Origin of the sequence: Nonomuraea pusilla (assembly GCF_900109355.1) — a bacterium.
In the GTDB taxonomy this organism is placed as follows: domain Bacteria; phylum Actinomycetota; class Actinomycetes; order Streptosporangiales; family Streptosporangiaceae; genus Nonomuraea; species Nonomuraea pusilla.
The window spans coordinates 414,919-441,865 of record NZ_FOBF01000005.1; the positions used below are offsets into that span (position 1 = coordinate 414,919).

27 protein-coding genes are annotated in these 26,947 nt (G+C 69.6%); 21 read left to right on the plus strand and 6 right to left on the minus strand.

The window, feature by feature from the left end; translation table 11 throughout:
- Positions 1–26 precede the first annotated feature (26 nt).
- Positions 27–1,040, plus strand: coding sequence for a hypothetical protein (locus BMX74_RS13735; protein WP_091100604.1), 1,014 nt, complete (start codon positions 27–29; stop codon positions 1,038–1,040).
- 10 nt (positions 1,041–1,050) lie between these two features.
- Positions 1,051–1,293 carry a hypothetical protein gene (locus tag BMX74_RS13740; RefSeq protein ID WP_055504645.1) on the plus strand — a complete coding sequence of 81 codons (243 nt, stop codon included), beginning with the start codon at positions 1,051–1,053 and terminating at the stop codon, positions 1,291–1,293.
- Between the two features lie 159 nt (positions 1,294–1,452).
- Here BMX74_RS13740 and BMX74_RS13745 read toward each other — a convergent pair whose 3' ends face one another.
- Complete coding sequence (locus BMX74_RS13745; RefSeq protein ID WP_026214226.1) at positions 1,453–1,674, minus strand: BldC family transcriptional regulator; 222 nt, start codon at positions 1,672–1,674, stop codon at positions 1,453–1,455.
- 256 nt (positions 1,675–1,930) lie between these two features.
- Between BMX74_RS13745 and BMX74_RS13750 the strand changes: the two genes are divergently transcribed.
- Entirely contained in the window at positions 1,931–2,149 is a 219-nt protein-coding gene (locus tag BMX74_RS13750; RefSeq protein WP_055504646.1) for a DUF4229 domain-containing protein, read from the plus strand.
- On the opposite strand, the gene BMX74_RS13755 is transcribed toward BMX74_RS13750, so the two are convergent.
- A complete protein-coding gene (locus BMX74_RS13755; RefSeq protein ID WP_256256940.1) occupies positions 2,146–3,354 on the minus strand; it encodes a hypothetical protein in 1,209 nt (402 codons plus the stop codon). The genes BMX74_RS13750 and BMX74_RS13755 overlap by 4 nt on opposite strands.
- A gap of 78 nt (positions 3,355–3,432) precedes the next feature.
- Here BMX74_RS13755 and BMX74_RS13760 point away from each other — a divergent pair, with 78 nt between their 5' ends.
- The 17 genes from BMX74_RS13760 (at position 3,433) to BMX74_RS13840 (ending at position 22,522) form a co-directional block, all read left to right on the plus strand.
- Positions 3,433–4,149, plus strand: coding sequence for a demethylmenaquinone methyltransferase (locus BMX74_RS13760; RefSeq protein ID WP_055504648.1), 717 nt, complete (start codon positions 3,433–3,435; stop codon positions 4,147–4,149).
- A gap of 813 nt (positions 4,150–4,962) precedes the next feature.
- Complete coding sequence (locus BMX74_RS13765) at positions 4,963–6,216, plus strand: geranylgeranyl reductase family protein (RefSeq protein WP_055504649.1); 1,254 nt, start codon at positions 4,963–4,965, stop codon at positions 6,214–6,216.
- A gap of 76 nt (positions 6,217–6,292) precedes the next feature.
- Positions 6,293–6,688, plus strand: coding sequence for an NADH-quinone oxidoreductase subunit A (locus tag BMX74_RS13770; RefSeq protein WP_055504650.1), 396 nt, complete (start codon positions 6,293–6,295; stop codon positions 6,686–6,688).
- A gap of 4 nt (positions 6,689–6,692) precedes the next feature.
- A complete protein-coding gene (locus BMX74_RS13775; RefSeq protein ID WP_055504651.1) occupies positions 6,693–7,244 on the plus strand; it encodes a NuoB/complex I 20 kDa subunit family protein in 552 nt (183 codons plus the stop codon).
- Positions 7,241–7,945 (plus strand): NADH-quinone oxidoreductase subunit C, encoded by a 705-nt coding sequence (locus BMX74_RS13780; protein WP_055504652.1) that lies wholly within the window; start codon positions 7,241–7,243, stop codon positions 7,943–7,945. The genes BMX74_RS13775 and BMX74_RS13780 overlap by 4 nt, the downstream gene beginning before the upstream one ends.
- Positions 7,942–9,267, plus strand: coding sequence for an NADH-quinone oxidoreductase subunit D (locus tag BMX74_RS13785; RefSeq protein ID WP_055504653.1), 1,326 nt, complete (start codon positions 7,942–7,944; stop codon positions 9,265–9,267). The genes BMX74_RS13780 and BMX74_RS13785 overlap by 4 nt, the downstream gene beginning before the upstream one ends.
- Complete coding sequence (gene nuoE / locus BMX74_RS13790; protein WP_055504654.1) at positions 9,264–9,920, plus strand: NADH-quinone oxidoreductase subunit NuoE; 657 nt, start codon at positions 9,264–9,266, stop codon at positions 9,918–9,920. The genes BMX74_RS13785 and nuoE overlap by 4 nt, the downstream gene beginning before the upstream one ends.
- Positions 9,917–11,206: an NADH-quinone oxidoreductase subunit NuoF gene (gene nuoF, locus BMX74_RS13795; RefSeq protein ID WP_091100607.1), complete on the plus strand. Its 1,290-nt coding sequence runs from the start codon at positions 9,917–9,919 to the stop codon at positions 11,204–11,206. The genes nuoE and nuoF overlap by 4 nt, the downstream gene beginning before the upstream one ends.
- On the plus strand, positions 11,203–13,590 hold the full coding sequence (locus tag BMX74_RS13800) for an NADH-quinone oxidoreductase subunit G (RefSeq protein WP_091100608.1): 2,388 nt from the start codon (positions 11,203–11,205) through the stop codon (positions 13,588–13,590). Before nuoF ends, BMX74_RS13800 begins: the two co-directional genes overlap by 4 nt.
- Positions 13,587–14,888, plus strand: a complete 1,302-nt coding sequence (gene nuoH, locus BMX74_RS13805) for an NADH-quinone oxidoreductase subunit NuoH (protein WP_055504657.1) — start codon at positions 13,587–13,589, stop codon at positions 14,886–14,888. Before BMX74_RS13800 ends, nuoH begins: the two co-directional genes overlap by 4 nt.
- On the plus strand, positions 14,875–15,390 hold the full coding sequence (gene nuoI / locus BMX74_RS13810) for an NADH-quinone oxidoreductase subunit NuoI (protein ID WP_082535225.1): 516 nt from the start codon (positions 14,875–14,877) through the stop codon (positions 15,388–15,390). The genes nuoH and nuoI overlap by 14 nt, the downstream gene beginning before the upstream one ends.
- Positions 15,383–16,168 (plus strand): NADH-quinone oxidoreductase subunit J, encoded by a 786-nt coding sequence (locus BMX74_RS13815; protein WP_055504659.1) that lies wholly within the window; start codon positions 15,383–15,385, stop codon positions 16,166–16,168. Before nuoI ends, BMX74_RS13815 begins: the two co-directional genes overlap by 8 nt.
- Positions 16,165–16,461, plus strand: a complete 297-nt coding sequence (gene nuoK, locus BMX74_RS13820) for an NADH-quinone oxidoreductase subunit NuoK (protein WP_055504660.1) — start codon at positions 16,165–16,167, stop codon at positions 16,459–16,461. Before BMX74_RS13815 ends, nuoK begins: the two co-directional genes overlap by 4 nt.
- A 73-nt stretch (positions 16,462–16,534) precedes the next feature.
- A complete protein-coding gene (nuoL, locus tag BMX74_RS13825; RefSeq protein WP_176573451.1) occupies positions 16,535–18,382 on the plus strand; it encodes an NADH-quinone oxidoreductase subunit L in 1,848 nt (615 codons plus the stop codon).
- Positions 18,382–19,938, plus strand: coding sequence for an NADH-quinone oxidoreductase subunit M (locus BMX74_RS13830; protein WP_055504662.1), 1,557 nt, complete (start codon positions 18,382–18,384; stop codon positions 19,936–19,938). Before nuoL ends, BMX74_RS13830 begins: the two co-directional genes overlap by 1 nt.
- A complete protein-coding gene (gene nuoN / locus BMX74_RS13835) occupies positions 19,935–21,521 on the plus strand; it encodes an NADH-quinone oxidoreductase subunit NuoN (protein ID WP_055504663.1) in 1,587 nt (528 codons plus the stop codon). Before BMX74_RS13830 ends, nuoN begins: the two co-directional genes overlap by 4 nt.
- Before the next feature lie 11 nt (positions 21,522–21,532).
- Positions 21,533–22,522, plus strand: a complete 990-nt coding sequence (locus BMX74_RS13840) for a polyprenyl synthetase family protein (protein WP_055504664.1) — start codon at positions 21,533–21,535, stop codon at positions 22,520–22,522.
- On the opposite strand, the gene rarD is transcribed toward BMX74_RS13840, so the two are convergent.
- Entirely contained in the window at positions 22,490–23,413 is a 924-nt protein-coding gene (gene rarD, locus BMX74_RS13845; RefSeq protein ID WP_055505395.1) for an EamA family transporter RarD, read from the minus strand. The genes BMX74_RS13840 and rarD overlap by 33 nt on opposite strands.
- A 118-nt stretch (positions 23,414–23,531) precedes the next feature.
- On the opposite strand from rarD, the gene msrA reads away from it, so the two are divergent.
- Positions 23,532–24,194 (plus strand): peptide-methionine (S)-S-oxide reductase MsrA, encoded by a 663-nt coding sequence (msrA, locus tag BMX74_RS13850; protein ID WP_055504665.1) that lies wholly within the window; start codon positions 23,532–23,534, stop codon positions 24,192–24,194.
- Between the two features lie 89 nt (positions 24,195–24,283).
- Here msrA and BMX74_RS13855 read toward each other — a convergent pair whose 3' ends face one another.
- From BMX74_RS13855 to BMX74_RS13865, 3 genes are read right to left on the minus strand one after another with little or no spacing between them, the layout of a single operon-like run.
- Positions 24,284–25,282 (minus strand): MBL fold metallo-hydrolase, encoded by a 999-nt coding sequence (locus tag BMX74_RS13855; RefSeq protein WP_201784612.1) that lies wholly within the window; start codon positions 25,280–25,282, stop codon positions 24,284–24,286.
- On the minus strand, positions 25,279–25,701 hold the full coding sequence (locus BMX74_RS13860; RefSeq protein WP_091100611.1) for an SRPBCC family protein: 423 nt from the start codon (positions 25,699–25,701) through the stop codon (positions 25,279–25,281). The genes BMX74_RS13855 and BMX74_RS13860 overlap by 4 nt, the downstream gene beginning before the upstream one ends.
- Positions 25,698–26,945 carry a M24 family metallopeptidase gene (locus BMX74_RS13865; RefSeq protein WP_055505396.1) on the minus strand — a complete coding sequence of 416 codons (1,248 nt, stop codon included), beginning with the start codon at positions 26,943–26,945 and terminating at the stop codon, positions 25,698–25,700. The genes BMX74_RS13860 and BMX74_RS13865 overlap by 4 nt, the downstream gene beginning before the upstream one ends.
- Positions 26,946–26,947: the final 2 nt, after the last annotated feature.

A 26,947-nucleotide genomic window follows, 5' to 3' on the forward strand; every position in this document is an offset into this window, starting at 1 on the left:
CAGCCGGCCCGGGCTTGAGAGGTGCGATGGCCTTTTCTCAGGACAAGGGTTCCCCGGACAGGGGGCGCCACCGCAGAGGCCGGTGGTGGCGGCGCGGCTCGTACCTGTTCTCGCGGCGCAGGGAGGCTCCTCCCGACGCGGCGCGGTCCTTCTGGTCGAGCGCCCGCTCGGAGGTGCGCCGCGGCCTGAGGGGCGACAGGGAGCGTTCCAGGCTGTTCCGGGAGCGCCCCGCCACCCCGGAGGCGCGCGACGTGCCCGAGGCCCGTGACGAGGGCAGGGGGCCGCAGGAGCGCCGGACCGACGACCGGCCCCGCTGGGGCTCGCGCCCCGAGCGGCTGTCCGCCGCGGTGGCCGAGCAGCCCGCCTACACCTGGCACGACTTCGAGCTCGACGACGCGCCGCCCAGGGCGCGGCCCGACCTGCCAGGCGCGCCCTCGCGGGGCGACGGCCTGCGCCACTGCGGGAAGCTGGAGTCGATCCTGCACCGCCAGTGGGACGCCAGGTTCGGGCCGCCCTCCGCCGACGCCGTACGCGCCGTGGAGAGCCTCGCCAGGCTGCCGGAGCGTCTGAAGGAGATGCTGGCGGGCGGCCTGGAGGGCGTCTACATCGGCCCCGGCGGCGTGCCCGACCTCGACGACATGGGCTACCTGCGCAACGCGCCGCTGCCGTCGGGGCGGGCCACCTGGGACATGTGCGCGGGCGCGTACGGCGACCGCAAGATCGTGGTGGGTGACCGGCCCTCGCCCACGCCCGACGTGATGATGCACGAGGTCGGCCACGCCATCGACGACCTCGACTCGGCTCACGGCGAATGGGTCTCCGACTCGCCGGAGTTCGTGGCACTGTACGAGAAGGTCGCGCCCCTGCTGGTCTCGGCCTTCCACCGGCAGCCCGGCGGGCTGGGCCGCAAGGAGTTCTTCGCCGACGCCTTCGCCGCCATCGCCTCCCGCCAGCGCCCGGCGCTGGTCGACATGCTGGGGGGCGACACGCGCACGGCGCTCACCATCATGCTGTTCTTCAACCGGCGCTACGGAATCTAGGTGATCCACCATGGACGTCATCCGGCTCGCGGACGGGACCTTGCGCGTACCGCAGAGCCTGACCAGTGAGGACGGGCGCCTCATCGGCAACGCGTACGTGGAGCTGCGTCCCGGCGACCCCGACTACGAGCAGTGGCTGCCCGAGTCGCTGACCGAGGAGGAGGCGGCGGAGCGCCGGCGGCGGTGGGCGGAGGAGGACGACGCGCTGGAGCGTGAGTTCCTGGCGTTCAAGGCCGACCAGGAAGGCGCGTGAGCGGCCGACGGGGGACGAACGGGGGTGCGGACAGGCGCCAGCCACGGTCGGCGGTTGGCGCCGCCCCGTGCTTGCCGTACGGACGTGAGGTAGGGAAGCACGCGAACAGTGACTCCGCCGCGGTGATCCTGGCGCGCAGGATCACCGTCTGGACGAACGTCAGACGCGCGGGGACTCACCTGCGGGCCGGTCGGCCGTTAGAACGTCCTCGCCTCGGAGAAGGGCGTGCACTTCCGACTCGCGGAACCGCCGGTGCCCTCCGGGGGTGCGGATACTGCTGATGCGGCCTGCCGCAGCCCAGCGCGTAACCGTCTTTGGGTCAACCCGGAAGAGGGCGGCAACCTCTCCTGGGGTCAGCAGACGCTCGCTGCTACTCTCCACCAATCTCTCCCCCTCGCATCCCGCTTCCTGCCAGCGGGCGGACAGGTAACCAGTGTGTCGAGCGAAGCCTGATTTATCCGTGGTTTTCGCCAAAGATCACGGGTTGTTATCAGCTGACTGCCCGATTGTTATATGATAGAGCCTCTTTGGGGCTCTCGTGGGTGTTTCTTTACGAAACACCCTAACTGGGAACAGTAGCAGTGCTCGCGTCCGATGCGAAGAGAGACCGGTCCACGAGTCCGAGTAACCTCGAACCGTGCGTCCCGTTCTCGTTTACACCGCGTCGCGGATCGGTCTGTTTGTCGTCGCAGCCGGCCTACTGCTTCTGCTCGGCGTGCAAAACCTGCTGTTCCTGCTCGCAGCCTCTTTCTTGCTCAGCGGCATCGCCAGCTACGTCCTGCTGTCGAAACAGCGCGACGCCATGAGCGCGCGGATCAGCGACAGGATGGGCCGGCCGGAGCAGCACGACGACTAGGGCAGGGGGAACATGCCGATCCGGGCATGGTACTCCCGTCCGAGGCTCGTCGTGTCACTACCTACAAGTAGTCCGCCCTTGTGGGCGAGGAACGCCTTGACCCCGATGCCGCGCTCGCGGGTCGGATTCCAGCTGAGCGCCTTTCCCGTGCCGGGGTGGACGGCCCCGATGCCGGGGCGTGACACCGCCCCGGGCCCGGCCGTGTCGCGGCCCTTCGGGTTGTCCAGCCAGCGCTGGTGCCCGCCCACGTAGACGGCCGCGCCCGTCACCGCCACCGCGTACAGCGAGTCGCCGCCGGTGGCGTTCACCCAGGTGGGACGGATGCGCGTGCCTTTGGCGTACGTCTCGAACCTGGCCGCCGTGTCGCACATCCCGCCGCCCCGCCAGCCGCCCGTGGTGACCACCACGAAGTACGAGCCGCCGGGCGAGAAGTCGAGGCCGCGCACGTACGAGGGGAAGTCGACCATGCAGCGGCGCGCGTACGCGTCGGTGCGCCAGGGCGCCACGCGCGCGGTGGGGCCGCTGACGTCGATGAGCCCGAGCTGCGGCCTGGACTGCCCGTCGAGCGTGGTGAAGTTGCCGTCGACGGCCAGCCGGTCGCGCGACACCGCGAGCGCCTGCACCTTCACCCTGGGCCCCAGCGGCGCCCCCGGCTCGATCGAGAACCCGGGGTCGGCGGCGCCGGTGGCCGCGCTGAGCCTGGCCAGCGCGGGGCGCGGGCGCTCGAAGTCGCCGCCGACGTACAGATGTGAGCCGCTTCTCGCGAGCGTGGTGACCATGCCGCCGGAGACGCCCGGCCTGAACCCGCCGACCACCTCGCCGTCGGCCAGGCTGAGCTTCGCGAGCGCCCTGGCCGGGTCGAGGTTGACGCCGGTGAAGGCGCCGCCGACGTAGACGGTGGCGTCGTCGCCCGGAGCGAGGCCGTAGACCGGGCCTGAGACGTCGGGCGCGAAGTCCGGCAGGACCCGCCCGGTGGCCAGGTCGAAGGCGAACAGGTTCGACCGGGGGTAGGTGGTGGTGCGCCCCGCGTCGGCCACCTCCGTGAACGAGCCGCCCACGACGACGGTGGAGCCGACGAGCGTGATGGCGTTGACGATGCCGTCGAGCACGTGGGGCGTGGTGTCGACGGGGTCGGCCGAGACCACCACGGGATGCGCGACGGGGGACGCCGTGAGGAACGCCGCCAGGGCGGCACGGGCAAGCATTTGCCAATAGATAGCAGACGAACGGTAATGAGGCGGCTACTTTCCGTCGATCGTCGGGATGGCCATAGGCTTGGGCGCATGACGCGCGCTCAGTTGGACAAGAAGCCGGCCGAGGTCGCCGCGATGTTCGATCGCACGGCCCGGCGCTACGACCTGGTGAATGACGTGATCTCCCTCGGCCAGGTCAGGTACTGGCGCAGGGCGGTGGCCGCGGCCGTCGACGCCGGTCCCGGCGAGCTGGTGCTCGATCTCGGCGCGGGCACGGGCACGTCCACCGATTCCTTCACCTCGCTGGGCGCGCGGGCCATCGCCTCCGACTTCTCCCTCGGCATGCTCCGCACCGGTGTGGCGAGGCACGGCGGCAACGCGCTGTCGGGGCCCGGCGTGCCGTTCGTCGCGGGCGACGCCATGCGGCTGCCGTTCGCCGACGACTCCTTCGACGCCGTGACGATCTCCGTGGCGCTGCGCAACGTCCACGACACCGGGCGGGCGCTGCGCGAGATGCTGCGCGTGACCAGGCCCGGCGGGCGGCTGGTGATCCTGGAGTTCTCGCACGTCACCTACGCGCCGTTCGACCTGGTCTACCGCGAGTACCTCATGCGGTTCCTGCCCAAGGTGGCCGCGGTGTTCGGCTCCAACGACGACTCGTACGAGTACCTCGCCGAGTCCATCAGGGACTGGCCCGACCAGCCGACCCTGGCCGCGATGATCCGCGAGGCCGGCTGGGAGCGGGTGGCGTGGCGCAATCTCACGCTCGGCATCGTGGCGATGCACCGAGGCTTCAAGCCCGCGTGAACGCTGCGGCCCACTGCTGCTTCAGGCCCGCGTGAACGCTGCGGCCCACTGCTGCTTCAGGCCCGCGTGAACGCTGCGGCCCACTGCTGCTTCAGGCCCGCGTGAACGTGGCGGCCCACCGCGTTTAACGCGCATTCCCGGGGATTCTCCGGCGCGTCTCTTCTGGCGCGCCGGGCGCGTCCCCGCGGCATTTTCGCCAGGGGCGCTATCGCCTGCGGCGGGGCACTCCTTTGCGTAACTGGCCCGCCGCTAATCCGCTATTTCCCGCATCCGGAACAGCGGTCACCGCGCGATTAATACGGCGCGTTCCCGCACACCGAGGGGCGTCGCGCGGAGGAGGGCCGCGCGCGCCTGCGCGGGCCCGCGGCCCCGCGGCTGGTAGCGTGGGCGCCCGGATAATCGTGATGTCACGGTGACGAAGTCGTGGCCGGATCGCGGCCCGGCCCCGGCTCGCGGGCGTGATCGCCCCGGCGGCGGCGGGCGCCGGACACGGTCGCACGCCGTTCCCGCCGCGTCCGCGGAGGCCGGGCGGGAGCGGCCTCGACGAGGGAATCGGCAAGTGGGCGAAGTCGGCGGGAATCGCGGCGCACGGGGCGCCGGCGGGCCCCCCAGGACGCCCCCGAACGGCCCAATCGTCGCTCTGGCCCCGCCTTTCTCCGGCGGCGGTCTTGGCATGCCCCGCCGACGCACCCCCACTGACACTTTGTGTGAGAAAAGCAGTAGACTTCGGGCCGACAAGTTTGTGAAGGGGTTCACAAAGGAACGAAGGCGCCACACCCCGAGGCCTTCGAGCGTGTAGGACAGGACAGTCCAGTGACCGTGCCAGCAGCCATACAGGCTGACGCCGACGTCATCGTCGTCGGCGCCGGTCCCGCCGGTTCCGCAACCGCCTTTTACCTCGCTCAGGCCGGTCTCGACGTGCTGCTCCTGGAGAAGACCAGGTTCCCCCGCGAGAAGGTCTGCGGCGACGGGCTCACGCCCCGCGCGGTCAAGCAGTTGCTGAACATGGGCGTCGACATCGACGCCCCCGGCTGGATCAGGAACAAGGGCCTGCGCGTCGTCGGCGGCGGCCTCCGATTCGAGCTCGACTGGCCAAGCCTCGAGCGCTTCCCCGACTTCGGGCTCGTACGCACCCGCCAGGACTTCGACCAGATCGTCGCGGCCAACGCCGTCAAGAACGGCGTCAGGCTCATGGAGGGCGTCACCGTCACCGAGCCCGTGCTCGACGACCGCAGCGGCCACATCGTCGGCGTGACCACGAAGGACGGCCGCACGTTCCGGTCCAGGCTGGTCGTGGCCGCCGACGGCAACAGCACCAGGCTCGCCATCGGCATGGGCCTGCACAAGCGCGAGGACCGCCCGATGGGCGTGGCCGTCCGCACGTACTTCGAGAGCCCCCGCCACGACGACGACTACCTGGAGACGTGGCTCGAACTGTGGGACGGCGACACGCTGCTGCCCGGCTACGGCTGGGTGTTCGGCGTGGGCGACGGCACCTCCAACGTGGGGCTCGGCCTGCTCAACACGAGCGCCCAGTTCAAGAACATCGACTACCGCGACCTGCTCAGGCGCTGGTGCAGGTCGATGCCCGCCGAGTGGGGCTTCACCGAGGAGAACATGACGACGCCCATCCGCGGCGCCGCGCTCCCGATGGCCTTCAACAGGCAGCCGCACTACACCCGAGGCCTCCTGCTGGTGGGCGACTCCGGCGGCTCCATCAACCCCTTCAACGGCGAGGGCATCGCGTACGCGATGGAGACCGGCGAGATCGCCGCCGAGGTCATCGCGAAGGCCCTCGCGGCGGCCGGCCCGGCGGAGCGCGAGCGCACCCTGCGCACGTACCCCAAGGTGCTCAAAGACGCGTACGGTGGATATTTCACGCTCGGACGGTGGTTCGTCGAGGCGATCGGGAAGCCGGGCGTGATGAGCTTCGGCACTCGCCACGGTCTGCCTCACCCGAGGCTGATGCGCTTCGCGCTCAAACTCCTTGGTAATCTCACCGACCGGCGAGGCGATGCGTCCGACATGATCATCAACGCACTCTCGAAGGTCGCCCCACCAGCATGAACCTCACACTCACCAGGCAAACCCATAGATCAGGCTGCGCGCCCGCGCGCGCGGCGACTCCAGAGGAGGCGTAGCGATGGACCTTTACGTGCCCATCCTGGTGCTCGCCGTTCTCGCGGGGGGCTTCGCGATCTTCTCGGTCGCCATCGCTCCCTTCACCGGTCCCAAGCGCTGGAACCGCGCCAAGCTTGACGCCTACGAATGCGGCATCGAGCCGACGCCCCAGCCTGTCGGTGGCGGACGGTTCCCGCTCAAATACATGGTCACCGCGATGCTCTTCATCGTGTTCGACATCGAGATCATCTTCCTCTACCCCTGGGCGGTCTCGTTCGCGCCGCTCAAGAACGACGCGGGCAGCGTGATCTCGTCGGGGCTCGGGCTGTTCGCGCTCGTGGAGATGCTCCTGTTCATCGTCACCGTGCTCGTCGCCTACGCGTACGTGTGGCGCCGCAAGGGTCTGGACTGGGACTGAAAAAATGGGACTTGAAGAGAAACTCCCCAGTGGGTTCATCCTCAGCACGGTCGAAGCGGCCGCGGGCTGGGCGCGCAAGAACTCCGTATGGCCGGCCACCTTCGGCCTCGCCTGCTGCGCCATCGAGCTGATGGCCACCGGCGGTCCCCACTACGACCTGGCGCGCTTCGGCATGGAGCGCGCTTCGGCGTCTCCCCGCCAGGCCGACCTCATGATCGTCGCGGGCCGCGTCTCCCAGAAGATGGCGCCCGTCCTGCGGCAGATCTACGACCAGATGGCCGAGCCCAAGTGGGTCATCGCCATGGGCGTGTGCGCCTCCAGCGGCGGCATGTTCAACAACTACGCCATCGTGCAGGGCGTCGACCACGTCGTCCCGGTGGACATCTACCTGCCCGGCTGCCCGCCGCGGCCCGAGATGCTCATCGACGCGATCGTGAAGCTGCACGACAAGATCCAGAACATGAAGTTCGGCGCGCACCGGGCCAAGCAGATCGAGGAGCTCGAACTGCAGGCGCTGCGCACGCTGCCGCTGATCGACCAGGGGGCCGCGAAGTGACGTCGCCCGACAACCTCCCCGAGGTCCCGAACCCCGAGGTGCCCGAGGTCGCCGAGACCCCGGCGCCCGCGGAGCCGCCCGTCGCCAGGCGCGGCATGTTCGGCGCGCACGACTCCGGCGACACCTCCGGCTACGGCGGCCTCGTCGTGCGCCGGGCGCCGCAGCTCTCGACGCCCCGCCCGTACGGCGGCTACTTCGACGAGATCGTCGACACCCTCGCCCTCGACGACGCGATCGAGCGCGTCGTCGTCGACCGCGGCGAGCTGACGCTGCACGTCAAGCGCGAGCGGCTGGTCGAGGTGTGCACCAGGCTGCGCGACGAGCCGGCGCTGCGCTTCGAGCTGTCGCTCGGCGTCACCGGCGTGCACTACCCGCACCAGCAGGGCGAAGAGCTGCACGCGGTCATCCACCTGTGCTCGATCACCCACAACCGCCGCGTCCGCGTCGAGACGAGCTGCCCCGACTCCGACCCGCACATTCCATCCACGGTCAGCGTTTACCCTGGTCACGACTGGCACGAGCGGGAGGCGTACGACTTCTTCGGCATCGTCTTCGACGGCCACCCGGGCCTGACCCGGATCATGATGCCGGACGACTGGGACGGTCACCCGCAGCGCAAGGACTACCCGCTGGGCGGCATCCCGGTCGAGTACCGCGGCGCCACCATCCCCTCGCCCGACCACAGGAGGTCTTACTCGTGACCACCGGATACGAAGAGGCGACCGAGGGCAAGGTCTACTCGGTCACCGGGGCCGACTGGGACGAGGTCGTCACCGGCGTCCGCGACTCCGAGGAAGAGCGGCTGGTCGTCAACATGGGCCCGCAGCACCCGTCCACGCACGGCGTGCTCAGGCTGGTGCTCACCCTCGACGGCGAGACGGTGACCGAGGCGCGCGGCGTCATCGGCTACCTGCACACCGGCATCGAGAAGAACATGGAGTACCGGACGTGGACCCAGGGCACCACGTTCGTGACCCGCATGGACTACCTCTCGCCGATCTTCAACGAGACGGCCTACTGCCTCGGCGTCGAGAAGCTGCTCGGCATCGAGGACCGCGTCCCTGACCGGGCCCAGGCCATCCGCGTGATGATGATGGAGCTCAACCGGATCTCCTCGCACCTCGTCGCGATGGGCACGTTCGGCATGGAGCTCGGCGCCACCACGCCGTTCCTCTTCGGGTACCGCGACCGCGAGATGGTCATGGACCTGTTCGAGTACATCACCGGCCTGCGCATGAACCACGCGTACGTGCGGCCCGGCGGCGTGAGCGTCGACCTGCCCGCGGGCGCCGTCGACAAGGTCGGCGAGTTCCTCAAGGAGATGCCCAAGCGGATCAAGGACATCCGCAAGCTCCTCGACGAGAACCCCGTCTACGTCCGCCGCACCAAGGACGTCGCCTACCTCGACCTCACGGGGTGCATGGCGCTCGGCATCACCGGCCCCATCCTGCGGGCCTCCGGCCTGCCCTGGGACCTGCGCAAGTCGCAGCCCTACTGCGGTTACGAGACCTACGAGTTCGACGTCGCCACCGAGCGCGGCTGCGACGTGTACTCGCGCTACCTCGTCCGCATGAAGGAGATGGAGGAGTCCCTCAAGATCGTCGAGCAGGCCCTGGACCGCATCGCCGGTCCGCTCAAGGGCGAGCCCGTCATGATCGAGGACAAGAAGATCGGCTGGCCCGCGCAGCTCGCGCTCGGCCCCGACGGCTTCGGCAACTCGCCCGACCACATCGCCCACATCATGGGCAGCTCGATGGAGGCGCTCATCCACCACTTCAAGCTGGTGACCGAGGGCTTCCGTGTGCCGGCGGGCCAGGCGTACGCGTCCATCGAGTCGCCCAAGGGCGAGCTCGGCGCGCACGTCGTCAGCGACGGCGGCACGCGCCCGTACCGCGTGCACTTCCGCGAGCCGTCCTTCTGCAACCTGCAGGGCTTCCCCGCGATGGCGGAGGGCGGCCAGGTCGCCGACGTGATCGCGGCGGTGGCATCTATCGACCCCGTCATGGGAGGTGTGGACCGGTGACTTACTCACCGGAAGTCCGCGAGCGGCTCGAACGAGACGCCAAGGAGATCATCGGCCGCTACCCGAAGACGCGGTCCGCCCTGCTTCCGCTGCTCCACCTCGTGCAGTCCGAGGACGGCTACGTCTCCGACGACGGCCAGGAGTTCTGCGCCGAGATGCTCGGCATCAGCAAGGCCGAGGTCGTCGGCGTGGCGACCTTCTACACGATGTACAAGCGCAAGCCGGCCGGTGACTACCACGTCGGCGTCTGCATCAACGCGCTGTGCGCCGTCATGGGCGGCGACCAGATCTGGGAGGAGCTGTCGGAGCACGTCGGCGTCGGCCACGACGAGACGACCCCCGACGGCAAGATCTCGCTGGAGCGCCTGGAGTGCAACGCGGCCTGCGACTTCGCCCCCGTCATGATGGTCAACTGGGAGTTCTTCGACAACCAGACCCCCGAGTCGGCCAAGCAGCTCGTCGACGACCTGCGTGACGGCAAGGACGTGCGTCCCACGCGCGGCCCGAAGCGGCTGTGCACCTTCAAGGAGGCGTCCCGGGTGCTCTCGGGCCTGCCCGACGAGCTCGCGGGCGAGGGCCCGTCGGCCGCCGGCGCCTCGCTGGAGGGCCTGAAGGTCGCCAAGGCCAACGGATGGAAGGCCCCCGAGGCATGAGCACCACTCTCACCCCGGTCCTGACCGCCAACTGGGACCAGCCCAACTCCTTCACCATCGACGCCTACGGCCCGTACGACGCGGCCAAGAAGGCGCTCGGCATGGACCCCGACGCGGTCATCCAGGCCGTCAAGGACTCCGGCCTGCGCGGGCGCGGAGGCGCGGGCTTCCCCACCGGCATGAAGTGGGGCTTCATCCCGCAGGGCGACGGCAAGCCGCACTACCTCGTCGTCAACGCCGACGAGTCGGAGCCGGGCACCTGCAAGGACATCCCGCTCATGATGGCCAACCCGCACGCGCTGGTCGAGGGCGTCATCATCACCTCGTACGCGATCCGGGCCAACCACGCCTTCATCTACGTGCGCGGCGAGGTGCTGCACGTCATCCGCCGGCTGCACGCGGCCGTGCGTGAGGCGTACGAGAAGGGCTACCTCGGCAAGGACGTCTTCGGCTCCGGCTACGACCTCGAACTGGTCGTGCACAGCGGCGCCGGGGCGTACATCTGCGGCGAGGAGACGGCGCTGCTCGACTCGCTCGAAGGCTTCAGGGGTCAACCTCGGCTCAAGCCCCCGTTCCCGGCCGTGGCGGGCCTCTACGCCTCGCCTACTGTCGTGAACAACGTGGAGTCGATCGCCAGTGTTCCCTCGATCGTCGCCAACGGGGCCGACTGGTTCGCCTCCATGGGCACCGAGAAGTCGAAGGGCTTCGGCATCTTCTCGCTGAGCGGCCACGTCACCAGGCCCGGCCAGTACGAGGCCCCGCTCGGCATCACGCTGCGCGAGCTGCTCGACATGGCGGGCGGCATCAGGGAGGGGCACCAGATCAAGTTCTGGACCCCCGGCGGCTCGTCCACGCCGATCTTCACCGACGAGCACCTCGACGTGCCCCTCGACTTCGAGGCGGTCGGCGCGAAGGGCTCGATGCTCGGCACCCGCGCGCTGCAGATCTTCGACGAGACCACCTGCGTGGTCCGCACGGTGCTGCGCTGGACCGAGTTCTACGCGCACGAGTCGTGCGGCAAGTGCACGCCGTGCCGCGAGGGCACGTACTGGCTCAAGCAGGTGCTCAAGCGCCTGGAGAAGGGCCAGGGCACCGAGGAGGACCTGTCCACGATCACCGACATCGCGGACAACATCCTCGGCCGCTCGTTCTGCGCCCTCGGCGACGGCGCCACCAGCCCGATTCACTCCTCGGTGAAGTACTTCCGCGAGGAGTACCTCAAGCACTTCGAGATCGGCGGCTGCCCGTTCGACCCGAAGAAGTCCACTCTCTGGGGTGAGCAGTGACCGTCGTAGAGACCCAAACGAACCTGGTGACCCTGACCATCGACGGGTTCCAGGTCAGCGTCCCCAAGGGCACCCTGATCATCAGGGCGGCCGAGCTGCTGGGCATCCAGATCCCGAGGTTCTGCGACCACCCGCTGCTCGACCCGGCCGCCAACTGCCGGCAGTGCCTCGTCGACATCCCCGACGCGGGCAACGGCCGCGGCTTCCCCAAGCCGCAGCCGTCCTGCGCGATCGAGGTCGCCGAGGGCATGGTGGTGCAGACCCAGCTGACCTCCCCGGTCGCCGAGAAGGCGCAGCGGGCGGCGATGGAGTTCCTGCTCATCAACCACCCGCTCGACTGCCCGGTCTGCGACAAGGGCGGCGAGTGCCCCCTGCAGAACCAGGCCATGTCGAACGGCCAGGGCGAGTCCCGCTTCCAGGAGCAGAAGCGGACCTTCCCGAAGCCGCTGCCGCTGTCCACGCAGGTGCTGCTCGACCGTGAGCGCTGCGTCCAGTGCGCGCGCTGCATCCGCTTCTCCGACCAGATCGCCGGCGACCCGTTCATCGAGTTCTTCGAGCGCGGCGCCAAGGAGCAGGTCGGCGTCGCCGACGGCGAGCCGTTCCAGTCGTACTTCTCCGGCAACACGGTGCAGATCTGCCCGGTCGGCGCGCTCACCGGCGCCGCCTACCGCTTCCGCGCCCGCCCGTTCGACCTGGTCTCCACGCCGAGCGCGTGCGAGCACTGCGCCTCCGGCTGCGCGATGCGCACCGACCACAGGCGCGGCAGGGTCACCCGCCGCCTGGCGGGCAACGACCCGCAGGTGAACGAGGAGTGGAACTGCGACAAGGGCCGCTGGGCGTTCACGTACGCCACGCAGCCCGACCGGCTCAAGACGCCGCTGGTCCGCAACGAGGAGGGCGTGCTCGTGCCCGCCTCGTGGCCGGAGGCGCTGAGCGTCGCCGCCGAGGGCCTCGCCAAGGCCCGCGGCAAGGCCGGCGTGCTGGTCGGCGGCAGGGTCACCGTCGAGGACGCCTACGCCTACGCCAAGTTCGCCAGGCTGGCGCTCGCCACCAACGACATCGACTTCCGCGCCAGGCCGCACTCCGCCGAGGAGGCGCAGTTCCTGGCCCACGCGGTCGCCGGCAAGGGCATCGAGATCAGCTACGCCGACCTCGAGAACGCCCCCGCCGTGCTGCTCGTCGGGTTCGAGCCCGAGGAGGAGTCGCCGATCGTCTTCCTGCGCCTGCGCAAGGCGTGGCGCAAGAAGGGCCTGAAGGTCACCGCGATCGCCCCGTTCGCCACCAACGGCCTGGCCAAGATGGGCGGCACGCTCGTCCGCACGGCGCCGGGCGCCGAGGCCGACGCCATCGGCGACCTGGTCGGCACGCTGGCCGAGGGCACGATCGTGCTCGCCGGCGAGCGGCTGGCCACCGTCCCCGGCGCGCTGTCGGCGCTGGTGCGCCTCGCCACCGCCTCGGGCGCCAGGCTCGCCTGGGTGCCGCGCAGGGCGGGCGAGCGCGGCGCGCTGGAGGCCGGCGCCCTGCCGAACCTCCTGCCGATCGGCCGCCCGGTCGCCGACGAGGCCGCCAGGTCCGAGGTCGCCAAGGTGTGGAACGTGGCCTCGCTGCCCGCCGCGCCCGGCCGCGACACCACCGGCATCCTCGCCGCCGCCCGCGACGGCGAGATCGACGCGCTGGTGGTCGCCGGTGTCGACCCGTACGACCTGGCCGACCCCGCCGCGGCGCTGGAGGCGCTGGAGAACACCCCGTTCATCGTCAGCCTGGAGATCCGCGCGAGCGCCGTCACCGACCGCGCCGACGTGGTGCTGCCGGTCGCGGCCGTCCAGGAGAAGAGCGGCACGTTCGTCGACTGGGAGGGCAGGGGCCGCTCGTTCGAGGCGCCCATCAAGGTGCCCGGCCTGCAGAGCGACCTCGCCGTCGTCACGAACCTGGCCGACCGCATGGACGTCCACCTCGGCCTGCCGGACGCCAAGGCCGCCCGGCGCGAGCTGTCCGCCATCGGCGCCTGGCGCGGCACCCGCGTCGCCGCGCCGAACGCCGCCACCCGCGCCCAGGACGCGCCCGCCTCCGGCCAGGCGCTGCTGGCCACCTGGCACCTGCTGCTCGACGAGGGCAGGCTGCAGGACGGCGAGCCCTACCTGGCGGGCACCGCACGCACCGCCGAGGCCCTGGTCTCCGAGAGCACGGCCGCCGAGATCGGCGTCACCGACGGCGACAAGGTCGTCATCGGCGACCCGGTCACCGGCTCGGTCACGCTGCCCGTCCGGGTGGCCGACCTGCCCGACCGGGTGGTCTGGGTGCCGTCCAACTCCGGCGGCTGCTCGGTCACGCGTGACCTGCGCGCGGTGGCCGGCGACATCGTCACCATCGGGAGCGCGTCATGACCCACGTTCTCGCGGCCGATCCCACCCTCGCCGACTTCGGCAAGGACCCTCTGTGGATCACCATCATCAAGGCCGTGATGCTGTTCGCTTTCCTGATGCTGGGCATCCTGTTCGGCGTCTGGTTCGAACGTAAGCTGATCTCCAGGATGCAGAACAGGTACGGCCCCAACCGGGCCGGCAAGTTCGGTCTCCTGCAGTCCGTGGCCGACGGCCTGAAGATGGGTCTGAAGGAAGACCTCTTCCCTCGCACCGTCGACAAGGTGCTGTACCTGCTGGCGCCCGTCATCATGGTCGTCCCGGCGTTCCTGGCCTTCTCCATCGTGCCGTTCGGCCCGATGGTGAACCTGTTCGGCGTGCAGACGCCGCTGCAGCTCGTGGACCTGCCGGTGGCGGTGCTGTTCATGCTCGCCATGGGCGCCGTCTCCGTCTACGGCGTAGTGCTGGCCGGCTGGTCGTCGCGCTCGCCGTACGCGCTGCTCGGCGGCCTGCGCTCGGCGGCCCAGGTGGTCTCGTACGAGATCGCGATGGGTCTGTCGTTCGTGGCCATCTTCCTGTTCGCCGGCACGCTGTCCACCTCGGAGATCGTCAAGGCGCAGGAGCAGACCTGGTTCGCGGTGCTGCTGATCCCGTCCTTCCTGGTCTACGTGGTCTGCATGTTCGGCGAGGCCGCCCGCATCCCGTTCGACCTGCCCGAGGGCGAGGGCGAGCTGGTCGGCGGCTTCCAGACCGAGTACTCCTCGTCGCTGAAGTTCGCTCTGATCATGATGGGCGAGTACCTCCACACCTTCACCGCCTCGGGCATCGCGGTCACGCTGTTCCTGGGCGGCTGGCGGGCGCCGTTCCCCATCTCGCTGTGGGAGGGCGCCAACCAGGGCTGGTGGCCGGTGCTGTGGTTCTTCATCAAGTTCGTGCTGACCTTCTGCTTCATCGTGTGGGTGCGCGCCTCGCTGCCCCGCGTCCGCTACGACCAGCTCATGGCCCTGGGCTGGAAGGTCCTCATCCCGGTCAACCTGGGCTGGATCCTCATCGTGGCCGCGGTGCGCAACCTCGTGGTGAACGAGGGGGACAAGACGATCGGCCTCGGTCTGACCGGCCTCACGGTGATCGGCGCGCTCGCCATCTGGCTGCGCATCGACACCGTCAACCAGCGCCGCAAGGAAGCGCAGAAGGCCCAGGTCGAAGCCGAGTTCGAGCAGCTGTCCAACGAGCCGACGGCCGGCGGCTTCCCTGTGCCGCCGCTCGACCTGCCGCACTACCACGGGGTGCAGCACAAGGAGATTCCCAGTGGGACTAACTGATTGGCTGAACCCCGTCAAGGGCTTCGGGGTCACCTTCCACACGATGTTCAAGAAGCCCGTCACGACCAACTACCCGGAGGAGAAGAAGCCGACGGCTCCTCGCTTCCACGGGCGGCACCAGCTCAACCGCTGGCCCGACGGGCTGGAGAAGTGCGTCGGGTGCGAGCTGTGCGCCTGGGCGTGTCCCGCCGACGCGATCTACGTCGAGGGCGCGGACAACACCGAGGAGGAGCGCTTCTCGCCGGGTGAGCGGTACGGGCGCACGTACCAGATCAACTACCTGCGCTGCATCCTGTGCGGGCTGTGCATCGAGGCGTGCCCCACGCGGGCGCTCACGATGACGAACGAGTACGAGCTCGCCGACAGCAGCCGCGAGGGCCTCATCTACACCAAGGAGATGCTCCTCGCGCCGCTCACGCAGGGCATGGAGCAGCCCCCGCACCCGATGCGGCTCGGCGAGACCGAAGAGGACTACTACCGGCTGGGACGGACCAATGGGTGAGACCATCACGTTCTGGGTGCTCGCCGTCGTCTCCGTCGGCGCCGCGCTCGGCATGGTCTTCAACAGGAAGGCCGTCTACTCGGCGCTCATGCTCGGCACCGTGATGCTCAGCCTCGCGGTCCTGTACGCCGTGCAGGACGCGCCGTTCCTGGCCGCGGTGCAGATCATCGTCTACACCGGCGCGATCATGATGCTGTTCCTGTTCGTGCTCATGCTGGTGGGCGTCGACTCGTCCGACTCGTTCGTCGAGACGCTCAAGGGTCAGCGCTTCTGGGCCGTGATCGCGGGCATCGGCTTCGCCACGCTGTTCGTCCTGGCCGTCGGCAACGCCGTGTTCGGCCGCGAGGCGGGCCTCGCGGCGGCCACCGGGCAGGGCGGCTACGTCCGCTCGATCGCGCTGCTGCTGTTCACCAAGTACGTCTTCGCCTTCGAGGTGACCTCGGCGCTGCTCATCACCGCGGCGCTGGGCGCGATGGTGCTGGCGCACAAGGAGCGGCTCACCGTCAAGCCCACGCAGAAGGACCTGTCGCGTGCCCGGTTCCTCGGCGACCGCCCGTCGCCGCTGCCCGGCCCCGGCACGTACGCCAGGAACAACGCGATCGACATGCCGGCGCTGCTGCCCGACGGATCGGTCGCCGAGTCCTCGGTCAACCGCTACATCGCCCGGTACGACGTCGAGCAGGGCCACCTGCCCGACGACCCCAAGCTGGCCGAGGCGATCAAGCACACGGTCGAGGAGGGCTCCGAGGCCGAGGGAACCAACGAGGTGACCAAGTGACGACGCATTACCTCATCCTGTCGGGCCTGCTGTTCGCCATCGGCGCGCTCGGCGTGCTGGTCAGGCGCAACGCGATCGTGGTGTTCATGTGCGTCGAGCTCATGCTCAACGCGTGCAACCTCGCGTTCGTCACCTTCGCCAGGCAGGTCGGCAACCTGGAAGGCCAGATCATCGCGTTCTTCGTGATGGTGGTGGCCGCCGCCGAGGTCGTGGTCGGCCTGGCCATCATCGTGACGATCTTCCGAACCCGCAGGTCCGCGTCGGTCGACGACGCCAACCTGCTGAAGTACTAAGAGGTGACTGGTGGAATCTCCTGTTGAGATCGTCCAGCACACCGCCGGCGGCGTGATCGGGGCCTCCTGGCTGATGATCGCCTTCCCGTTGCTGGGGGCGTTCATCCTGCTGGTGTTCAACCGGTTCACGAACCGGTGGGGCCATCTGCTGGGCGTGGCCATGTCCCTCGCCTCGTTCGTCGTGGCGGTGCTGGCCTTTTTCGAGCTGCTCGGACTCGGAGAGGAGCAGCGTCGCCAGGCCGTCCATCTGTACGAGTTCATTCCCGGCATGGTGGACATGGGCCTGCTGATCGACCCGCTGTCGATCAGCTTCGCCCTGCTGATCACGGGTGTCGGATCGCTGATCCACATCTACTCGATCGGCTACATGGCGCACGACGAGCACCGGCGCAGGTTCTTCTCGTACCTGAACCTGTTCGTCTCCGCGATGCTCCTGCTGGTGCTCGCCGACAACTACGTGGGCCTGTTCATCGGCTGGGAGGGCGTGGGTCTCGCGTCCTACCTGCTGATCGGGTTCTGGCAGTTCAAGCCGTCCGCCGCCACCGCGGCCAAGAAGGCGTTCGTCGTCAACCGCGTCGGTGACTTCGGCCTGCTGGTCGGCATGTTCATCATGTGGACGACGTTCGGCACGCTCACCTTCAGCCAGCTCGGCGAGGAGGTCGGCAAGGGCGCCTCCAACGGCACCCTCACCGCCATCGGCCTCCTGCTGCTCCTCGGCGCCTGCGGCAAGTCCGCGCAGCTGCCGCTGCAGTCCTGGCTCCTCGACGCGATGGAGGGCCCGACCCCGGTCTCGGCCCTCATCCACGCCGCGACCATGGTCACCGCCGGCGTCTACCTGGTGGTCCGCTCCGGCGCGTTCTTCTTCCCCGAGGGGTCGGCGCAGGCGCTCGCCGTCGCGATCGTCGGCGCGGCCACGCTGCTCGCCGGTGCGATCATCGGTTGCGCGAAGGACGACATCAAGAAGGGCCTCGCCGGTTCGACGATGTCGCAGATCGGCTACATGATGCTCGGCGCGGGCCTCGGCCCGGCGGGCTACGCCTTCGCGATCGGCCACCTGATCACGCACGGCTTCTTCAAGGCCGACATGTTCCTCGGCGCCGGCTCCGTCATGCACGGCATGAACGACGAGGTCGACATGCGCAAGTACGGCGGCCTGCGCAAGTACATGCCGCTGACCTTCGTGACCTTCATCGTCGGCTACCTGGCGATCATCGGCTTCCCGCTGCTGTCCGGCTACTTCACCAAGGACGGCATCATCGAGACCGCGGTCCACCACCAGCCGGTGCTGGGCTGGCTGGCCGTGCTCGGCGCGGGCATCACCGGCTTCTACATGTCGCGGATGGTCTTCATGACCTTCTTCGGCCAGAAGCGCTGGGCCGAGAACGCCCACCCGCACGAGTCGCCGGCCGTCATGACCCTGCCGCTGATCATCCTGTCGATCGGCTCGATCTTCCTGGGCGGCTACCTCATCCTGAGCAACACGCTCATGGACTTCCTCGCCCCGGCCGTCGGCGCGCCCGAGGTCAGGCCCGAGTTCCACCCGTTCACCACGCCCGGTCTGGCCACGCTCGCGCTCGTCGCGGTCGGCGCCGCCTACGCCTGGATGAAGTACGGCAAGGCCGAGGTGCCCGCCGTCCAGCCGCGCGGCTCGTTCCTCACCACGTTCGCCCGGCGCGACCTGTACGGCGACGCGATCAACGAGTCGCTGTTCATGCGCCCCGGCCAGTGGCTCACCAGGCTCGCGGTGTTCTTCGACAACCGCGGCGTGGACGGTGTCGTCAACGGCCTGGCCGCGGGCATCGGCGGGAGCTCAGGGCGCCTGAGGAGGCTCCAGACGGGCTTCGCCAGAACGTACGCGCTGTCCATCCTGATCGGTGCCGCCCTGCTGACCGGCGCCCTGCTCCTCGTTGGGACCATCTGATGTCACCCTGGCTTCCGATACTCATGGCGGTGCCCGTCCTGGGCGCCATCGTGGTGGCCCTGCTCCCCAAGGGCGGCGACAAACTGGCCAAGCAGGTCACGCTCGCCGTCTCGCTGCTCGTGCTGGTGCTGACGGGCGTCATGGCGGCGCAGTTCAAGCCGGGTGGCGCGAGGTTCCAGTTCACCGCCGAGTACGACTGGATCCCGAGCTTCGGCGTGAAGTTCGGGGTCGGCGTCGACGGCGTCGCGCTCGTGCTGATCGCGCTGTCCGCGGTGCTGGTGCCGATCGTGGTGCTCGCCTCCTGGTACGACGCCGACGGCGTCAAGACGGCCGACGGCACGATCGTCACGCCGAAGCGGTCGGTCAAGACGTACTTCTCGCTGCTGCTCGTCCTCGAAGCGATGATGATCGGCGTCTTCGCGGCGACCGACGTCTTCCTGTTCTACGTGTTCTTCGAGGCCATGCTCATCCCGATGTACTTCATGATCGGGTCGTACGGCGGCGCCCAGCGGTCGTACGCGGCCGTGAAGTTCCTGCTGTACTCGCTGTTCGGCGGCCTGCTCATGCTGGTCGCGGTCATCGGCCTGTACGTGGCGGCGTCCAAGGGCACGTTCATGTTCGAGCCGCTGATCGGGGCCGTGAAGGACCCGACGACGCAGAAGTGGCTGTTCGGCGGCTTCTTCATCGCCTTCGCGATCAAGGCGCCGCTGTGGCCGGTGCACACCTGGCTGCCCGACGCGGCGGCCCAGGCCCCGGCCGGCGCGGCCGTGCTGCTGGTCGGCGTCCTCGACAAGGTCGGCACGTTCGGCATGCTCCGCTTCTGCCTGGAGCTGTTCCCCGACGCCGCCAAGTCGTTCACGATGCCGATCGTCGTGCTGTCGGTGATCAGCATCATCTACGGCGCGATCGTGGCCATCGGGCAGACCGACATGAAGCGGCTCATCGCCTACACGTCGATCTCGCACTTCGGCTTCATCGTGCTCGGCGTGTTCGCCATGTCGAACATCGCCCAGACGGGCGCCGCGCTCTACATGGTCAACCACGGCTTCGCCACCGGCGCGCTGTTCCTCGCGGCGGGCTTCCTGATCGCCAGGCGCGGCTCGCCGTTCATCGCCGACTACGGCGGCGTGCAGAAGGTCGCCCCGCTGCTCGCGGGCTTCTTCCTCGTCGCCGGCCTCGCGGGGCTCTCGCTGCCCGGGCTCTCGTCCTTCGTCAGCGAGTTCATGGTCATGATCGGCACGTACTCCAGCTCCGCGCACGGCTCCGGCGCCTTCACGGTGGCCGCGGGCATCTCCGCGGTGGCCGTGATCCTCGCGGCCGTCTACATCCTGTGGATGGTCCAGCGGACCCTGAACGGCCCGACCGCCGAGCCGGTCAAGGCGTTCAAGGACCTTAACGCGCGCGAGGTGTGGGTGCTGGCCCCGCTCATCGCCCTGATCATCGGGTTCGGGTTCTTCCCCAAGCCGCTGATCGACGTGATCCAGCCGTCGGTGGTCCACACGCTTACCAACGTCAACGTGAGCACCGCCATCGCTGAGAGAGGGACAGGTCAGTGAACGACGTCATCCAAGCGCCGACGATCGAGTACGGCACGCTGGCGCCGTTGCTGGTCGTCTTCGGCGCCGCCATCATCGGCGTGCTCGTGGAGGCGTTCGCGCCGCGCTACCTGCGCAAGTCCGTCCACGTGCCGCTCACGCTGCTGAGCCTGGCCGGCGCGTTCGCGCTGGTCATCGTGCAGGTCGCGGTGAACAGCGTGCCGAAGTCCGCGTCGGCCATGGGCGCCGTCGCGGTCGACGGTCCCTCGCTGTTCATCTGGGGCGTCATCCTCGTCCTGTCGTTCGTCTGCGTCCTGCTGATCAACGACGAGGGCCACTTCGTCGCCTCCGCGGCGGCCGTGCCCGGCAGCTCCGACGAGGCCGAGGCCGAGGCGGCGGGCAACCAGCACACCGAGGTCTACCCGCTGGTGCTGTTCGCGGTGGGCGGCATGCTGCTGTTCCCCGCCGCGAACGACCTGCTGACGATGTTCGTCGCCCTTGAGGTCATGTCGCTGCCGCTGTACCTGCTGTGCGGCCTGGCCCGCCGGCGCCGCCTGCTGTCGCAGGAGGCGTCGATGAAGTACTTCCTGCTGGGCGCCTTCTCGTCGGCGTTCTTCCTGTACGGCACCGCGATGCTCTACGGCTACGCCGGCACCGTGTCGCTGGGCGGCATCAGCAAGGCGATGTCCACGGGCTCGCTGCTCGACCCGCTGCTGCTGATCGGCTTCGCCATGACCGGCGTGGGCCTGCTGTTCAAGATCGGCGCCGCGCCGTTCCAGGCATGGAAGCCGGACGTCTACCAGGGCGCTCCCACGCCCATCACCGCCCTCATGGCCTCCGGCACGCTCGTGGCGGCCGTGGGCGCGCTGCTGCGGGTGTTCTGGGTGGCCCTGGGCAACCTCGACTGGAACTGGCGTCCGGTCATCTGGGGCGTGGCCGCGCTCACCATGATCGTGGGTGCGATCCTGGCCATCACCCAGACCGACATCAAGCGGATGCTCGCCTACTCGTCCATCGCGCACGCGGGCTTCCTGCTCGTGGGTGTGATGGCGACGTTCGGCAGCGCCGAGCAGAACGCCCAGTCGCTGAAGGCGATCCTGTTCTACCTGGCGGTGTACGGCATCACCACGGTGGGCGCGTTCGCGGTGGTCACGCTGGTGCGCGACCCCGGCGGCGAGGCGGGGCACCTGTCCCGCTGGGCCGGACTCGGCAAGCGCTCCCCGGTGCTGGCCGGCGTGTTCGCCTTCTTCCTGCTGGCCTTCGCCGGAATCCCGCTGACCAGCGGCTTCTTCGGGAAGTACGCCGTGTTCGCCGCCGCGCTGAACAGCGGCGCGCAGCCCGGCGACCAGATGGGCGGCTGGATGGCGGGCCTGGTCGTGGTCGGCGTCATCGCCTCGGCGATCGCGGCGTTCTTCTACGTCCGCGTCATCGTGCTGATGTTCTTCAGCGAGCCGGCGGCCGACGGCCCGGCCATCGCGGTCCCCAGTATGGGGACCGTGGCGGTCATCGCCGTTTCCCTCCTGGTTACGGTAGGAGTGGGGCTCTACCCGGAGTCCGTGCTCGCCGTTGCCAATGACGCTGCTTCCAGCCTGTTCATCAGATAAGGGGATCTCGTATGTCCGCGCCTCCCGTGGTTGACCTTCCCATCGAGGACGAGCGGTTGGCGCAGGACGTGGCCAACGGACTGGCCGCGGTCGAGAAGCTGCTGCGTTCGTCCGTGGAGAGCGAGGACGCCTTCGTCACGGAGGCGTCCAAGCACCTCATCGAGGCGGGAGGCAAGCGCTTCCGCACCCTGATGGTGCTGCTGGCCGCGCAGTTCGGAGACCCGTCGGCGCCGGGCGTCGTGCCCGGCGCCGTGGTGATCGAGCTCACCCACCTGGGCTCGCTCTACCACGACGACGTGATGGACGAGGCCCCGGTGCGCCGGGGCTCGCCGTCCGCCAACGCCCGGTGGGACAACACCGTGGCCATCCTGACGGGCGACTACCTGTTCGCCCAGGCGTCCGACCTCCTGGCCGACCTCGGCCCCGAGCTGATCCGCATCCAGGCCCAGACGTTCTCGCGCCTGGTGCAGGGGCAGATCCGCGAGACGATCGGGCCGCGCGCGGGGGAGGACCCCGTCGCCCACTACCTGAGCGTGCTCGCCGACAAGACGGGGTCGCTGATCGCGGCGTCCGGCCGGTTCGGCGCGCTGCTGTCGGGCGCCCCCGCCGACGTGGAGGAGCGGCTGAGCCGCGCCTGCGAGGCCGTCGGCGTGGCCTGGCAGCTCGGCGACGACCTGCTCGACGTGGCGTCCTCGGCGACGCAGTCGGGCAAGACGCCCGGCACCGACCTGCGCGAGGGCGTCAAGACCCTTCCCGTGCTGTACGCGCTCGCGTCCGGCGACTCGCCGCGGCTGTCCGAGCTGCTGGCGGGGCCGGTGGCCGAGGAGGACGTCGAGGAGGCGCTGACGCTGCTGCGCGCGCACCCGGCGATGGCGCGGGCGCGCGCGGAGCTGGAGGCGTGGGTGGACCGGGCCCGGAACGACATCTCCGCCCTTCCCGACATCCCCGCCAAGGCCGCGTTTCTGGCGCTATGTGACTACGTGGTCGAGCGCTCGGGCTGACTTCCTGATCCGGGCGGTCTCGCGGACCGCCCGGATGCTGTCGTACGTGAAGATGGCCAGCGCCAGCCAGACGATCGAGAAGCCGATCCACCGGCTCGACGGCATGACCTCCTTGGCGATCAGCACGCCCACCAGGAACTGCAGGATCGGCGCGATGTACTGCAGCAGGCCGATCGTGCTCAGCGGCACCCTGATGGCCGAGGCGGTGAAGCACAGCAGCGGGATGGCCGTGATGACGCCGGCCCCCACGAGCAGCAGCGCGTGGCCCGCCCCCTGGTCGCCGAACGTCGACTGGCCGGCCACCTGCAGGTAGCCGAGGTAGCCGAGCGCGGGCAGCAGCAGCACCAGCGTCTCGACCGTGAGGCTCTCCGCGGCGCCCACGTTGGCCTGCTTCTTCAGCAGCCCGTACACGCCGAAGCTGACGGCGAGCGTGAGCGCGATCCACGGCAGCCTGCCGTAGTCGAGGGTCAGCAGCAGCACGGCGAGCGCGCCGAAGCCGACCGCGATCCACTGCAGGGGGCGCAGCCGCTCGCGCAGCAGCACCACCCCGAACACCACGCTGACCAGCGGGTTGATGAAGTAGCCCAGCGCGCTCTCGACGACGTGGCCGGTGTTGACGGCGTAGATGTAGGTGCCCCAGTTGACGGTGATGACGACGGCCGCGAGGGCGAGCAGGCCGAGCTTGGCCGGCTGCCTCAGCAGCTCGCGCATCCACGACCAGTGCCTGCGCACCAGGAGGACGACGGCCACCGCGGCCAGCGACCACACCATCCGGTGCGCGAGGATCTCCACGGCCCCGGACGGCTTCAGGAGAGGCCAGTAGAGAGGGAAGAGTCCCCACATGCTGTAGGCGGCGATCCCGAACAGCACACCGCGCCGATAGTCAGGCATGTACCCCATAGTCGGGCATTACCACCCTTAAACACAAATGTCGTCCGCTATATGGAAATGTTTAGATCGGCTTAAGCGTTGGCGCTGGCGTAGGCTTGGCTACTGGAGGTGGATCCGTATGGGCTGGCTGTTCGGCGGCTACAAGACATCCATGGTCCGACCCGAGGAGGCCCTGCCGGGCCGCGACGAGGAGATGCGGGTGCCCGCGCGGCACGCCGTCCTCGACGCCCCGCTCGCCCCGCCGTACCCTCCGGGCACCCAGGTGGCCGACTTCGGGCTCGGCTGCTTCTGGGGCGCGGAGCGCGCCTTCTGGCGGCTCCCCGGCGTCGTCAGCACCGCCGTGGGCTACCAGGGCGGCTACACGCGCAACGCCACGTACGAGGAGGTGTGCACCGGCCTCACCGGCCACGCCGAGGTCGTCCGCGTCGTCTACGACCCCGAGCGGATCTCGTACGAGGAGCTGCTCAAGGTCTTCTGGGAGTCCCACGACCCGACGCAGGGCATGCGCCAGGGCAACGACGTCGGCAGCCAGTACCGGTCGGCCATCTACCACCACACGCCCGAGCAGCAGAAGGCGGCCGAGGCGTCGCGCGAGGCGTACCAGAAGGTGCTGACGGCAGCCGGCCACGGCCCCATCACCACCGAACTCGCCCCCGCGGGCCCCTTCTACTACGCGGAGGAGTATCACCAGCAGTACTTGTTCAAGGTCCCGGACGGCTACTGCGGCCTCGGCGGCACGGGGGTCGCCTGCCCTGTCGGCCTGACCTCCGGCGAGGCGTAGCGCCCGGGACGGTCCCGGGCGCACCTGGACGACTGAGCACAGGGGGCGGTGGCTGCGACGGCCGGCGGAGCCGTCGCCGCCACCGCTCGTCAGCGCGTGTAGAGGCGGTAGGTGGCCAGGACGTTGAGCCGGTGCAGGTTGCGGCACAGGGCGAGCATGGCCTGCTGGGCGATGTCCTGGGGGACCTTGTACCGCGCCATCGCGGCCGCCAGCGCCGGGGTCAGCCGCTCCGCCCACGGGTCGGTGCAGGCCGCCATGGTCTCCTCCACCGTGCGGCCCGCCTCCACTGCCGTGACGACCTCGTCATGGAGGCGCTCCAGGTACGTGACCAGCCAGTCGATGGCGGCGTGGCCGTCACCGGCGGGCCCGTGCCCGGGCACGATCGTCTCCAGGCCGGGCAGCGCCGCCTTCATGGCGCGCAGCGTGCGGAGGTACGGCTCCGGGCCGCCCTGCAGCAGCATCGGGGCGATGCCCTCGTGGCACAGGAGATTGCCCACCCAGGCGACGCGGGCGTCCGGCGCGTAGACGACGGTGTCGCCGGGACCGTTGCCGGGGCCGAAGTGCCAGAGCTGGACCGCCCGCCCGCCCAGATCGATCTCGGCGAAGGAGTCGAAGACGACATCCGGGGTCCGCCACCTGGTCACCGTGTCGAAGACGGCCTCATCGCCGTACATGTTCCCCGACCTGACCTGCTTCTCGTAGCCGAGGTCGGTCATGTTCTCCTTGTTCGCCCGCGACGACACGATGACGGTGTCCGCGGGGAACGCCTGGTTACCGAAGGTGTGGTCCCCGTGGTAGGTCGTGTTGACCAGGAACCGCACCGGCCGGTCGGTCAGCTCGCCGGCCAGCGACAGGATCTGCTCGGAGACCGCCGGGGTGATCCCCGCGTCGATGACGAGGGCGGCGTCGCGGCCGGAGACGAGCCCGTTGTTGTCCTTGGGAGGAATGTTGGCCATGAGCGCGTGTACGCCGTCCGCCAGCGTGTGAGGCACCAGCCGCAGGCCGGACGGCGAGAGGTTCGGCCCCGCGTACCCGCTCGGCCGCTCGGCCAACTCCCGGTCGAGGATGACGTGATGGTCTCGCATCATGCCTCCAGCAGCGCGCCGAGCCGCTCGAACAGCAGCGGCACCTGCTTGCCGAGCTGCGCGCGGACCAGATGCTCGGCCATTCTCGGCACACCGTCGAGTTCCAGCCGGAACTCGACCTCGCAGCCGTCGCCGGACTGCCGCACCGCGTACTTCTGGGTCACGCCGGGACGGGCGCCGGGAGCGGTCCGCAAGGTGATCTGCTCGCCCGGGACGTAGTCGTCGACGGTGAGGTCCAGCTCGGTGCGCCGCCCCATCACCTTGCGCACCTGGCTGACCGGCGCGCCCTCACGGAGCGGGCCCTCGACGCGGGCCTCCAGCACGTCCGACTGCCAGGCGGGATACCCCGCGATGTCGGACAGGACGGCGAAGACCGTCCCCGGAGCGTGGGGGAATCCGGCGACGTGGTCGACGGTGATCATGACTGGCTCCTCAGCAGCTGAGCGGTGAACGGGTTGAGCTCGACGGGGCCGTCCTCGCCGATGACGACGGTTCCGCCGAGGTTGGTCAGGCGCTCGCCGATCACGGCGTTGGGTTCGAACGCGAAGGTCATCCCGGGGGCCAGGGGCAGCTCGCCGCCCATGGTGGGCAGGTCGAACAGCCGCCCGTACCGCGCCGCCTCGGGCAGCCTGCGCAGGCCCGCCCCGAAGCCGCAGACGGGGCCCATCGGGTTGAGGGTGTGGACCAACGGGTGGACGTTCCAGGCGTCGGCGTCCCGCAGCGGGCCCTCCATGGCCTCCACCATGTCGCCGAACGTGTTGCCCGGACGAGCCGCGGCCAATCCGGCCTCGTAGCTGGCACGGGCCACCTTCGCGCCGGCCTCGATGTCGGGGTGCGGCTCGCCGACGGCGATGGCGACCTGGTGCTGGGTCTCCTTCATGCCGAAGCGGCAGAACACCTCCGCCATGACGACGTCGCCCTCCTCGATCGTCCGTGGCGCCTGCGGCCGGTACGACCAGGCGGGCGGCCCCCAGGAGACGAACCCGGGGCCGGACGACAGCAGCATGCCGGGGGCGGCCAGGCCGCGCCGGAACGCCGCCGCCATGCCGGCCGCGTAGACGTCGGCTTCGCTGACGCCCGGCCGTGCCACCTCCAGCATGGCGGCGGCCATGGCGTCGCCGGTCTCGGCGGAGTGCCGGATGACCGCGAGCTCCTCATCGGACTGGCAGACGGTGGCGAACAGGTAGCTCAGCCCGACGGGTTTGAAGGTCACCTCGGGCAGCTCGGCCAGCACCGCGGACCACAGCCCGTGCGGCATGATCGGATTGATGTGGAACGGGGGGTAGGGGTCCAGCCCCAGCACGCCGACCGACGCCGCCTCCAGCCGGTGTTCCCGGAGGACCTCCACGACACCGGCGGCGTGCTTGGCGACGCGGATGCGCTCCGGGGGGATCCACAGGGTCTCGCCTCGTCTGCCCGCCTGGATGTGGTCGGCGACGGGGAGCGTCGACCAGGTCAGCTCGATGGGGTCGGCGTCGCGGCAGAAGATGACGATCGCCCCGGGCCGGTCGTTGGTGAAGTAGACGTCCGGAGCGAAGGGGGCGAGGTCGACGCACTCGTGCTCACCGTACGCGATGAGCGCCTGCACATCCTCGGCTTCCATGATCTCGCGAGCGAGCGCCCAGCGCCGGTCCCGCTCCGCGAGTGAATAGGTGGGAATGCTCATGC

Coding starts and splice junctions, on each gene's coding strand:
- BMX74_RS13735 (WP_091100604.1), top strand. CDS start 27: ATGGCCTTTTCTCAGGACAAGGGTTCCCCGGACAGGGGGCGCCACCGC.
- BMX74_RS13740 (WP_055504645.1), top strand. CDS start 1,051: ATGGACGTCATCCGGCTCGCGGACGGGACCTTGCGCGTACCGCAGAGC.
- BMX74_RS13755 (WP_256256940.1), bottom strand. CDS start 3,354: ATGCTTGCCCGTGCCGCCCTGGCGGCGTTCCTCACGGCGTCCCCCGTC.
- BMX74_RS13760 (WP_055504648.1), top strand. CDS start 3,433: ATGACGCGCGCTCAGTTGGACAAGAAGCCGGCCGAGGTCGCCGCGATG.
- BMX74_RS13770 (WP_055504650.1), top strand. CDS start 6,293: ATGGACCTTTACGTGCCCATCCTGGTGCTCGCCGTTCTCGCGGGGGGC.
- BMX74_RS13775 (WP_055504651.1), top strand. CDS start 6,693: ATGGGACTTGAAGAGAAACTCCCCAGTGGGTTCATCCTCAGCACGGTC.
- nuoF (WP_091100607.1), top strand. CDS start 9,917: ATGAGCACCACTCTCACCCCGGTCCTGACCGCCAACTGGGACCAGCCC.
- nuoH (WP_055504657.1), top strand. CDS start 13,587: ATGACCCACGTTCTCGCGGCCGATCCCACCCTCGCCGACTTCGGCAAG.
- BMX74_RS13815 (WP_055504659.1), top strand. CDS start 15,383: ATGGGTGAGACCATCACGTTCTGGGTGCTCGCCGTCGTCTCCGTCGGC.
- nuoL (WP_176573451.1), top strand. CDS start 16,535: ATGATCGCCTTCCCGTTGCTGGGGGCGTTCATCCTGCTGGTGTTCAAC.
- BMX74_RS13830 (WP_055504662.1), top strand. CDS start 18,382: ATGTCACCCTGGCTTCCGATACTCATGGCGGTGCCCGTCCTGGGCGCC.
- BMX74_RS13840 (WP_055504664.1), top strand. CDS start 21,533: ATGTCCGCGCCTCCCGTGGTTGACCTTCCCATCGAGGACGAGCGGTTG.
- rarD (WP_055505395.1), bottom strand. CDS start 23,413: ATGCCTGACTATCGGCGCGGTGTGCTGTTCGGGATCGCCGCCTACAGC.
- msrA (WP_055504665.1), top strand. CDS start 23,532: ATGGGCTGGCTGTTCGGCGGCTACAAGACATCCATGGTCCGACCCGAG.
- BMX74_RS13855 (WP_201784612.1), bottom strand. CDS start 25,282: ATGATGCGAGACCATCACGTCATCCTCGACCGGGAGTTGGCCGAGCGG.
- BMX74_RS13860 (WP_091100611.1), bottom strand. CDS start 25,701: ATGATCACCGTCGACCACGTCGCCGGATTCCCCCACGCTCCGGGGACG.
- BMX74_RS13865 (WP_055505396.1), bottom strand. CDS start 26,945: ATGAGCATTCCCACCTATTCACTCGCGGAGCGGGACCGGCGCTGGGCG.